Consider the following 11,055-nt stretch of genomic DNA (forward strand, 5'->3'; position numbering starts at 1 on the left):
TGATTTTATAAACATATAAGATAAAACCTTTAGAAAGCATATAACCAATTTTAGTTATATGCTTTCTTTTTTGATTTCATTTCCTATGTTACTCTACTAATAACAAAATCATTACGTTTCCTCTATTATAATATAAATTCATCAACAAATTATGAATATTCACTCTAATATGACTAGGTAAGCTAATCATATCAATCAAAATAATATATTAAATTACCTCAAAAATTAATAATTAAAAACATAAAGGTTAAAATAGAACATAATCTAGCAAATATAATTGCTTAATACAATATATCTTCTACCCTATCTTTGCAGTGTAATTATTAAACACATAGAAATTATGAAAAAAGCTGTAAATGAATGCTTGGTAACGATAATAGAATTAATGGGGTGTTACTATAGCTAAGAAAATTAGAAATCAAACTACGACCTATTCCCCAAAGGGTATGTAAGTTCTTAAAATAACATATAAAAGTCAAAGCCATTTTGTTTACATAAATAAAATGGCTTTTTCAATTTCAAAAACCTCAACCTACTGTCTTATTCAGATACTACTCTACTCTTTTAATCACTTTTTCAATGAAACACCAGATAGTGTAAGAACTAAGAATCAACGCTTATTTCTGTATAACACTTAAAAAGCCATATAATAACTTTTAGCACATCCTAAAGGCACTTCTTAATCAAAAATTGTATTTTGCGTTTCTACTCATACTAAGCAAACTCATCTTCATGGATAATGCACCTTATTTTACAAACGATACTATAGTTTTTGGTATCTTGATGCTCTGCCTGGGTATTGTCTTTTACACTTCCTCTATCCGTACAAAATTTTGGAAGAAATTTTACACTTACGTTCCCGTTATTCTCTTATGCTATCTATTACCAGCAATAGCTAACTCTCTGGGTATTATTTCACCAGAATGGAAGGAAGTAACTACAGATGGAGCAGTTATAGAGAAATCTTCTAATGTATATTATATAGCCAGTAGATATCTACTCCCTGCTTCACTAGTATTAATGACAATAAGTATTGATCTCAAGGGAATATTCAATCTGGGACCTAAAGCATTGATTATGTTTGCTACAGGAACCATAGGAATTATTATAGGTGGGCCTATTGCCATCTTAATAGTTTCAGCAATATCTCCAGAAACACTTGATGGAGTTGGATTTGATGCCGTATGGCGCGGTCTATCCACTCTCGCAGGAAGCTGGATTGGTGGTGGTGCAAATCAAGCTGCGATGCTGGAAATTTATGAATATAACCCTGATAAATATGGTCAGATGGTTTTAGTTGATATTGTTGCTGCTAATATCTGGATGGCTGTTTTGTTAATCGGTATCGGAAAAAACAAAAAAATTGATCGTTGGTTAAAAGCAGATGACACAGCTATTGAAGCCCTCAAAGAAAAAGTATCTGGTTATGCAGAAAGTATTAAACGCAACCCTACTTTAACTGATTATATCGTCATGCTCTCTATCGCATTTACAGCAGTAGGAATTGCGCATTGGGGAGCAAATGGAACTTCTAATTTTTTAACTAATAATTTTAAAATTTTTAATGATAAGAGTTCTGCTTTAGCCACATTTACATCCACTTTTTTCTGGATGGTAACTATAGCAACAATCATAGGAGTATTATTATCCTTTACAAATGCCAAAAAATATGAAGGCGCTGGCGCAAGTAAACTCGGTACTATTTTTATCTATATTCTTGTAGCAACTATTGGTATGAAAATGGATATAGGCAGTATTTTAGAAAATCCTGGGCTCATTGCTATTGGATTGATATGGATGACTATTCATGCAGTATTATTGATAGTGATCGCTAAACTAATAAAAGCACCTTACTTTTTTCTTGCTGTTGCCAGTCAGGCTAATGTAGGAGGTGCAGCATCTGCTCCTGTAGTTGCAGCTGCTTTTCATCCATCATTAGCAACGGTAGGTGTACTTCTTGCTGTTTTTGGGTATGTAGTGGGTACCTATGGTGCTATTTTATGTACTATATTAATGCAAATAGCGGCTGCAGGCTAGTTTTTCAAATCATTTTATACCATCTTTGCAAAAGATTACTAATATGAACAAACCATCCATGCGACTATTTTATACCATCACACTTATACTTACTATTTTTATAGGCTGTAGCTCTCCTAAGAAAGGGAATGTGTCTATTAATGGCACAGTAAAAGGCTTAAAAAAAGGTGTCTTATATCTGCAAAAAATCCAAGATACCGTTTTAATAAATATAGATTCAGTCATTATTGAAGGTGCTCCACAATTTACCTTTATTACAGAAGTTCAGGAGCCCGAAATTCATTATTTATTTTTAGACAAGCATGATGGCACTCCTCTTAATGACCGTATTTCCTTTTTTGCAGAACCAGGAGAAATGAATATCAATACGACGTTAAATCGATTCGAGCAAGATGCTGTTATTACTGGTGGGGAAAACCAAAAGCAATTTCAGGAATATAAAAAAATACAGAAAAGATTTAACAACCGGGATTTACGTCTTTTAAAAGAAGATTTTGAAGCTAGAAAGCAAAATGACGAAGAAAAATTAATGGAAAATGATGTTGCTTACAAGAACTTGTTGAAGCAAAAATACTTGTATACAATTAACTTTGCTCTTTTTAACAAAAAATTAGAAGTAGCACCATATGTAACCGTCAATGAAGTTTATGATGCCAACATTCAATACCTGGATACAGTTGCAAAATCTTTATCTCCTAGGGTCAAAAAATCAATGTATGGCCAGCAGCTTCTTAATCTTATCAAAAAGCGTAAAGCAGAAGAAATTGTTAGCGCACAAAATGATCAGAACTAAAATACACTTATCCCTTTATTGATTCTTACATTAATTAAACGATACTAATATAAGTTTGTATAGGTATTTTCCAACTATTCTGTAAAGTGATGGCTTTCTACCATTATTTCCTCTATAATGAGTACCTGCAGTATTTAATGGGAATAATTGATCCCTTTTTTACTTATTTTCATAATCAAAGTATTAGTAAAAATAAGTTCTGAATATACTTCTTATCCGCAATTATAATTTGACTACACAAAAAACTCCGAACATATTAATGAACGGAGTTTACTTATAGAGCCGATGGAGGGACTCGAACCCACGACCTGCTGATTACAAATCAGCTGCTCTAGCCAGCTGAGCTACATCGGCAAAATAGTTTGCAAATATAAATTTTGAAATTAAATATACAAACTATTGTAAAAAATTATAATGAATTTACTTTTTCAGCAAGAGACTTTGCCGTAGCTTCCAGATCTTCTCTGATGGTCTTAAAATGCTTAGACGAATTCTCTACAGTACGATCGCTTACTCTTGCCATAAACGTATCAAAAGAAGTAATAGCCTCATCGATAATCACTTCACCTGCCTTTCTGTCCTTTTCTGGATTGTTTTCTTCCCAGATATAAACTTCTTCTATAATGTCTCCCAACACATAGTTAATATCTTTCTTCAGATCTCTTTTATTTGCCATTTGTAATTTATTTTGTGCAAAATTAATATTTTAAATCATTTATCAAACAGTTTTAGTTTTTAAATCATTTTTCTTTTATCATTTCAGATATAGCTTTACTAGCTTTACGCAAATGACTGGACGCATTGATACTATTAAACTTTAGTTGGATTACGCCTTTCTTGTCCACTACATAGGTTTCTCTGCCTAGTAATACTCCAAACAAGCCCGATTTTACTCCAAAAAGTTTTCTAACCTTATTATTAGTATCGGCCAAAAAAATAAAGGGGAGTCTATACTTGGTCTTAAAACGTTCGTGTGATTTCACACTATCCGAACTAACACCTATTACTTCTACGCCCTGAACTTTAAAATCCTCATAACTATCTCTAAAATCACAAGCTTCTTTAGTACAACCCGGTGTGAAATTTTTAGGATAAAAATAGATTACAAAAGGCTGTTTACCGACATAATCTTTACTAATAAAATCTGTTCCATCATGCTTTTTTATTACAAAATCAGGAATAACATCTCCTACTTCTAATCCCATATTATTCTCCGTTATATATCACAAAATTACGAGGCGTCTCATATAGTGTAACTTCTATATCAAATCGTTGATCAATTCGGTTACGAAGCCTGTTCCAAATCACTACAGCAATATTTTCTGCTGTGGGATTCATTTCTTTAAACTCCTCTACCTCTTCATTGAGATTTTTATGATCAAAACGTTCTTCTACTTCTTCAAAAATATAATCTTTTAAAATTTTTAGATCCATTAAAAATCCAGTTTCCGGATCAATCTCTCCTATAACGCCAACAATAAGTTCATAGTTGTGCCCATGAAATTTTGGATTGCTACATTTACCAAATATCTGGTAATTTTTTTCGTCACTCCAATCTTTTCTATACAGCCTATGTGCTGCATTAAAATGAGCCTTTCTACACGCTTTTATTCTCATAAGGTAATGTGTGAGTAAAATTTATCAAAAATAATCTTAAACCATGCTGTATAAAGCTCCGGTTGTTGCAAAATATCTTGTCTAACATTATCTATTGACATCCATTTCCAGTCAGCAACTTCATCCACATTAATTACGGGAGCGTCCTCATAATGCCCTACCAAAACATGATCAAATTCATGTTCTGTTAGCCCATTATCAAAAGGAGCTTTATAAATAAATGAAATAGTATCTTTTAATTCTGTAGTAAAGCCCATTTCTTCCTGTAATCTTCTGGTTCCCGCCTCGATATTTGTTTCACCATCTCTCTGATGACTGCAACAGGTATTAGTCCATAAACCAGGAGAATGATACTTATGCTGTGCTCTTTGTTGAAGCATTAATTCATTATTTCTATTAAGAATAAAAACTGAAAATGCTCTATGCAACACCGCTTTTTGGTGGGCCTCCATTTTAGGCATTACACCTATTTGCTCATCATTTTGATTTACTAAAATGACTTTTTCTTCTTCCATTTTTTAGAATATTCGTTTCGAATACAAATCATCTTCAACAAAATTTTGCTTGTAAAAGATCGATTTACCGATGTTTTTTCAAACTTACAAAATCACCTTAGCAAATCATAATCTAATTACGTTTTGAGATAATTTTAATAACTGTTTACCTAGATATATCAGACACTTATAAAACAACATAAAACACCTTTCTATTAAACTAAGAAAGGTGTTTTTTATTAAAAATATCGTTATAAAATATGAAAGCTATTGTAAACTACTTAACAATAATAAATTCACTTCTTCTATTTAACTGATATTCATCTTTTGTACAATTAGATTCGTTGCCGCAATCATTAACTCCTTGAGATTCACCATACCCTTTACCTGAAAGTCTGTTAGCATCAATCCCCTTATCAACCATATATTTAATTGTTGATTTCGCTCGTTGTTCTGACAACCATAGATTATAAGAATCATCACCATGACTATCTGTATGCGATCTAATATCAATTTTCATATCAGGATACTGTTCTAACACTTCAATAACCTTAGCCAGTTCTACTGCTGCATCAGAACGTATATATGATTGATCAAAATCAAAGTAGATAGGACTTAATGCTAATATTTTACCTAAATCATCTCCAATTTTAGCAGATTTGATCTTTTTTTCTAATAGTAATGGAGTCTCTAGCGTCTTGGTTTCCTCTGGAGTATTTACAAGTTCCTCTCCTGTTGCATACTCTTCCTTCTCAGCACGTACAAAATATTTAGATCCACATTTAACTTTATGACTGTAAAAAGCGTCTGGTCCTACTACATAACTTTTTAGTAAATTATTACTACTATCATAAATAGATACTTTCGTTCCAGCTAATAAATCACCAGTATCTTTATCCGTTACCACACCTGTTAACGTAATCTCACAGAAGCTTTTCAAATCTTCCAATTGTAAGAAGCTATAAATATCATCTTTCCCTTTTCCTTCAGCACGATTAGAAGAAAAATACCCTCTTTTAGAACCTTCATCTACTATGAATGCAAAATCGTCTTCTGTTCCGTTTACAGGTTTACCTATATTAACAACTAACTCTTCTTCTTTTGTTTCTGGATTAAGGTTGGTTACATAAACATCAAGACCTCCTAGCCCTATATGGCCATCAGAAGAGAAATATAAATCACCACTGGTACTAATGAAAGGAAACGTTTCTTTTCCTTCAGTATTTATTCTTTTACCTAAGTTCTTAGGTTCTCCGAGACTACCGTCCGCATTAATTGCTACCGCATAGATATCAGACTGACCTTCACCTCCGGGCATATCAGAAGAAAAATACAGTGTTTTTTCATCTGTGCTTAAAGCTGGATGTGCGGTAGAGTATTGATCGTCATTGATTGACAAACTCTGAGGAGTCGTCCAACCTCCTTGAGTATTTTTATAAGAACGATAGATCTTTAATCTGTTTGTCTTTTTACTATCGGTACCAAATCTACTATTGCTGTAATTATTTCTGGTAAAATAAATCGTTTTTCCATCTTTTGTAAAAATTGGTGTTGATTCATGAAACTTACTATTAATTTTATCATTCAACTTTTCAATTTCTGACAACTCTCCATTAGTAGGATTGTATGTCGTTTTATAAAGATCTAAAAATGGTTCTTCATTCCATTGATGGATCGTTTTTTTAAACGTCGAAGTATCTCTAGAAGAACTAAAAACTACATAATTACCATAAAAAGCAGTACCAAAATCTGTTGATGAAGAGTTGATTGATGAATTTTCGATTTCGAATCTTCCAGATTGAAAATCAATTCTATTTAGATAATCAGGCTCCTTTTTATACAAACGACCACGCTCATCTTCTTTATTAGCCGCAAAAAACTTATCCATATATGTATCCGCATCTTCATATCGTTCAGCAGATTTTAAAGTTTGAGCATATCTAAAGTAATATTCAGGCTCCACCTCTTCTGGGAAAGAAACCATCAGGTCTTCATACCATTTTAATGCTTCATCAAATTGACTATTAAAATAATAACTATTACCAAGATTTTTATACAGCTCCGCACTTTTATATCCCTTTTTTACAACCTTCAAATAAGTTTCTTGCGCGTCTATATACTCATATTTATCATATTGTTTTTCCGCCTTTTCCAATTTTCTTTCCTGAGAAATGGCAGTATTTCCTATACATAGAAGCGTAAAAAGAAATATTGATTTAAATAATAATTTCCCCATATTAATAATACTATTATTAGATTCTAACTATACTTAAAAGAATCTTGGTGTTAACATTCTATTATATTTTCTGAAAAGTTCAAAACGCAAAAACACTTCATAACTTCCATCATTAAATTGAGTATTTCCCAATTCTGTAGTCTCTCGATCGTAAGCAAACCCCATCATTAGAGAATCTGAGATTTGAAAACCAACTAATCCACTAAAAGCAGCACTCCATCGATAAGCTGCTCCTAATCTCAGTCTTTTATAAAGTAAAAAATTAGCTGATATATCTACCTGAAGTGGCGCACCAAACACTAATTTACTCAAGACCGCAGGTTTAAATTTGACATCATCCGATAAATCAAAAACATAGCCAGCAATCAAATAATAATTGATACGCTCCTCTGCAATAAAAGCAGAAGAACCATCTGCATCAGAAAAAGCTTCTTCATCAAAATGATTAGTTTCCAAAAGGTTTGGCGTACTTAATCCTAAATATAATTTATCCGTATGATAATAAATTCCTGCTCCTACATTAGGACTAAATTTATTATCAATATTACCGCTTTCAAAAACTACATCTCCGGTTTCAAACTGAGAAAGCTTATCAAAATCTACATTAAGTAGATGACCTCCTGCCTTTAAACCAAAACTAAGTTTACCGCGTTCTGAGGTAGGTATGGTATATGAGAAATCAATATTGAAATAAGTTTCATCTGTAGGACCTATTTCATCATTTACTATAGATAATCCAAGACCCATACGATTTTCCTTTCCTAAAGGTGTATTGAGTGTTAATGTCTGAGTGCGCGGTGCACCATCAAGACCCACCCATTGGCTACGATGTAATCCCATAATACTCATAACACCTCTGCTACCTGCATAGGCTGGATTTACACTTATAGTGTTATACATGTATTGGGTATACTGTGCATCTTGTTGAGCGTGAACACACACTGAAACTAGACTTAAGACAGTAAGTAAGTATATTGTGAATAGTTTATTCATAGGTGTTAATATTATTTGATTTAGGGAATAATACTTTTGTACTAGTTCCAAATATAAACTTATCTATTGATATATAGGTATCCAGCTTTTGATTTAAAAGCACCAGTAGCATTTTCATACTCTAATGTATAATAATATGTTCCTTCTGGCAATCCATCTTTCTCTCCAACGGTAACCCTCGCATTACTTATACCATCAAATGGTTTAGAATTTGATTGCTGATATCCATCTTCCTCGAACACTAATACACCCCATCGGTTATAAATTCTCAATGTATTGTTTGGGAAATTCTCTAATCCGCCAATCGTAAAGGTATCATTGATACCGTCTCCATTTGGACTAAATCCAGAATACACAATAATTTCACCATCAAAAGTATAAAAACCATTATTTTCCTCAAAAGTTGATTCTCCGGCAATGACATCCACTGTAGTTGGATCTGTTCCTTCTGTTTGTGATGCTCCTGCAGGAAGTGTTGTTTCATCAACATCTACAATCGTAGCCCCTACAGGAACCACTGCTGCATATTCTCCATCATTATTAGTTATCACAGTTTGTGTTTGACCATTTACATCAGTAATCAAAACTTCAACACCTGATATACCAGATTCATTTGAATCCTGCATACCATTGTTATTCATATCATTATACACAGTACCTGTAACAATTCCTGTTTCTGGTTCTGCCACTATAATAGTGATAGTAGCACTATCACAAATGACAGGAGAATCAATCGTACATAAGGTATATTCAATCGTATACGTTCCAAGTGGTGTTCCTGCTAAAACTATAACTTCTCCGGTTATAGGATCTAAACTTACTCCATCTGTAGTATCTGGATCAACTATATCTGTAATTTCTACATCGACCCCAAGCATCGCTCCAATACCATCTAAAGTATCATTGATATCTACTACATTAATAGAAGTTCCTCCATTAATGCCATCGACAGTAACGGTATCATCTTCTGCTATAATAACTCCAACTGGCACAAGTGTTATAGTCGAATCATTTGTAGGATCAGAATCTGCATCCGGACCATCAACGGTTTCATCTCCATCATCTGATATATCAATTATATCATCACTTGGGTCTCCTGTATCTCCACCGGGAACTTCTCCGCTTACTGTAGCGCTATTTTCTACAAACCCTGCATCAATATTAGCCTGAGTTATAACATAAGTAGCTGTGGCAGTTCCAATTTCACCAGGAGCTAATATAGCTGGTGTAATAGGCAGATCAACAGATCCCGTCAACGGATCATCAATCGTAATATCAGAAATAATAGTATCTCCAGTATTTTCCACACTAAAGGTGTAGGTAATCACATCGTTAACTGCACCGGATCCACTAACATTTGTTGCCAGTTTTGTTAATGTTAATTCAGGATCTGCTATATCTCGGTAATCAACATCTCCTGCTCCTGGAAAATCATTATCCGCATCTCCATAGGCATCTTCTAAACTAACTTCATCAATAACTACATCATCAGAGCCCAATCCATCATTGACAGTGGCTCCATCGATAGCACTATCATCATTATCATCAAATGCGTCATCTAATCCGTCTGCATCTGCATCATTCCCTGAAGGAGTATTATCAGTATCACCATTCTCTGCGATATCTAAAATACCATCATTATCGCTATCCGTATCCAAATAATCAACAGTGTCTGTACCATCTGTGTTTTCCGGATCGATTGAAGCACCGATGGGATCAATACCAACTGTAGTACCATCATCACCATCATACACATCGTTAAGTCCGTCTCCATCTATATCCGTAAAAGTACCCGGAGAAACATAGCCATCTGATTGCTGCCCTTCTATATTGTCTGGAATACCGTCTCCATCTGCATCAATATCCAAATAATCTGGTAAACCATCTGGAGTAGATTCTGAATCGGGAATAACTAATGGTGTACCACCAGTAACCTCTCCTGTACCTGAACCACTATCTATATTATCAACGGTATCAATCAATCCGTCATTATCCGCATCTCCTCCATCTAAAATACCATCACCGTCTGCATCAGTACCACCTGCCTCAATAGCATCGACTATACCGTCATTATCTGAATCTAAATCAAATTGATTTTCGATTCCATCACCGTCAGAGTCACAAGAATTGAAAACAGCATTTGAAAAATCAAGCTCCATATACTCATTAGAAAAATTACCATTGTTTTGAACTAATGCAGTGATAGTAACCGATGTAATATTACTAGGCAATGTAATTTGAAAATCAAAAGAATTTATCAAATTAGACCCCTCCATATTAGGAGTAGTTGCTTCAAACAGTTCACCATCATTATCCATTACAAATTGAAAACCGTTAGAAAGACCTGAAGCTAAATATACAGGAGTAGTACCTGTGGAAGTAACATCATACACATTAGAATTTGTAGCATTAAGCCCATTATTATCTATAAAGGTTGCAGTCGCAGTTGGATCTGATGTTACCCAATTAACAGACCAAATTATAGCATCTACATTTCTCAAACTTGTTGTCGTTAAAGTTGGCATAGAGATAACAACATCAGAAACAGGAGTATTAAAATCATGCTGAATAGAAAAAGTATCCCCTATCGTTCCTGAGTTTACAACCCACTGCGAACGAAGAGCAGCACCTCCTTCTTCTGCTGATATATTTATTGGTGCCAAACCATTAGTTGTTGTAGTAACTGCACTTGTAATTTGACCGTCCATAATAGCAAAGTTCGGACTTGTTCCTGAAAGTAATAAACCTCCATTACATTCATCAACATCCAAAATACCATCATTATCATCATCCGGATCTACATTATCTGCTACACCATCATTGTCATTATCTTCTATATCCCTGTAATCAACATCTCCTGTTCCCGGGAAATCATTGTCAGCATC

General features: G+C 33.9%; 9 protein-coding genes and 1 tRNA gene. 2 read left to right on the top strand and 8 right to left on the bottom strand.

Features of this window, described 5'->3' with window-relative positions:
- The first annotated feature begins 732 nt into the window (after nucleotides 1-732).
- Together ABD816_RS01575 and ABD816_RS01580 are read left to right on the top strand one after the other, a co-directional pair.
- On the top strand, nucleotides 733-2,037 hold the full coding sequence (locus tag ABD816_RS01575) for a DUF819 family protein (protein WP_344924120.1): 1,305 nt from the start codon (nucleotides 733-735) through the stop codon (nucleotides 2,035-2,037).
- 43 nt (nucleotides 2,038-2,080) lie between these two features.
- Nucleotides 2,081-2,830: a DUF4369 domain-containing protein gene (locus tag ABD816_RS01580; RefSeq protein ID WP_344924122.1), complete on the top strand. Its 750-nt coding sequence runs from the start codon at nucleotides 2,081-2,083 to the stop codon at nucleotides 2,828-2,830.
- Nucleotides 2,831-3,110: 280 nt separating this feature from the next.
- On the opposite strand, the gene ABD816_RS01585 is transcribed toward ABD816_RS01580, so the two are convergent.
- From ABD816_RS01585 to ABD816_RS01620, 8 genes are all read right to left on the bottom strand, one after another.
- Nucleotides 3,111-3,184, bottom strand: a tRNA-Thr gene (locus ABD816_RS01585).
- A 55-nt stretch (nucleotides 3,185-3,239) separates the two neighbouring features.
- A complete protein-coding gene (locus tag ABD816_RS01590) occupies nucleotides 3,240-3,506 on the bottom strand; it encodes a hypothetical protein (protein ID WP_344924124.1) in 267 nt (88 codons plus the stop codon).
- 64 nt (nucleotides 3,507-3,570) lie between these two features.
- The gene (locus ABD816_RS01595; protein ID WP_344924126.1) at nucleotides 3,571-4,035 is read right to left on the bottom strand and encodes a peroxiredoxin; all 465 of its coding nucleotides are present in this window, start codon (nucleotides 4,033-4,035) and stop codon (nucleotides 3,571-3,573) included.
- Between the two features lies 1 nt (nucleotide 4,036).
- A complete protein-coding gene (locus ABD816_RS01600) occupies nucleotides 4,037-4,447 on the bottom strand; it encodes a 6-pyruvoyl trahydropterin synthase family protein (protein ID WP_344924127.1) in 411 nt (136 codons plus the stop codon).
- Nucleotides 4,444-4,962 (bottom strand): isopentenyl-diphosphate Delta-isomerase, encoded by a 519-nt coding sequence (gene idi, locus ABD816_RS01605; RefSeq protein ID WP_344924128.1) that lies wholly within the window; start codon nucleotides 4,960-4,962, stop codon nucleotides 4,444-4,446. The genes ABD816_RS01600 and idi overlap by 4 nt, the downstream gene beginning before the upstream one ends.
- Before the next feature lie 256 nt (nucleotides 4,963-5,218).
- Complete coding sequence (locus ABD816_RS01610; RefSeq protein WP_344924130.1) at nucleotides 5,219-7,177, bottom strand: OmpA family protein; 1,959 nt, start codon at nucleotides 7,175-7,177, stop codon at nucleotides 5,219-5,221.
- Nucleotides 7,178-7,210: 33 nt separating this feature from the next.
- On the bottom strand, nucleotides 7,211-8,170 hold the full coding sequence (locus ABD816_RS01615; protein WP_344924132.1) for a PorP/SprF family type IX secretion system membrane protein: 960 nt from the start codon (nucleotides 8,168-8,170) through the stop codon (nucleotides 7,211-7,213).
- A gap of 59 nt (nucleotides 8,171-8,229) precedes the next feature.
- Nucleotides 8,230-11,055, bottom strand: a 2,826-nt coding sequence (locus ABD816_RS01620; RefSeq protein WP_344924134.1) for a T9SS type B sorting domain-containing protein, incomplete at its 5' end; no start/stop codon positions are given.

It is taken from the genome of Aquimarina addita (genome assembly GCF_039539305.1).
GTDB classification, from domain to species: Bacteria; Bacteroidota; Bacteroidia; order Flavobacteriales; family Flavobacteriaceae; genus Aquimarina; species Aquimarina addita.

Excerpts from the sequence above, each read along its gene's own strand:
- ABD816_RS01610 (WP_344924130.1), bottom strand. The coding sequence starts at position 7,177 with ATGGGGAAATTATTATTTAAATCAATATTTCTTTTTACGCTTCTATGT.
- ABD816_RS01575 (WP_344924120.1), top strand. The coding sequence starts at position 733 with ATGGATAATGCACCTTATTTTACAAACGATACTATAGTTTTTGGTATC.
- ABD816_RS01600 (WP_344924127.1), bottom strand. The coding sequence starts at position 4,447 with ATGAGAATAAAAGCGTGTAGAAAGGCTCATTTTAATGCAGCACATAGG.
- ABD816_RS01595 (WP_344924126.1), bottom strand. The coding sequence starts at position 4,035 with ATGGGATTAGAAGTAGGAGATGTTATTCCTGATTTTGTAATAAAAAAG.
- ABD816_RS01590 (WP_344924124.1), bottom strand. The coding sequence starts at position 3,506 with ATGGCAAATAAAAGAGATCTGAAGAAAGATATTAACTATGTGTTGGGA.
- ABD816_RS01580 (WP_344924122.1), top strand. The coding sequence starts at position 2,081 with ATGAACAAACCATCCATGCGACTATTTTATACCATCACACTTATACTT.
- idi (WP_344924128.1), bottom strand. The coding sequence starts at position 4,962 with ATGGAAGAAGAAAAAGTCATTTTAGTAAATCAAAATGATGAGCAAATA.
- ABD816_RS01615 (WP_344924132.1), bottom strand. The coding sequence starts at position 8,170 with ATGAATAAACTATTCACAATATACTTACTTACTGTCTTAAGTCTAGTT.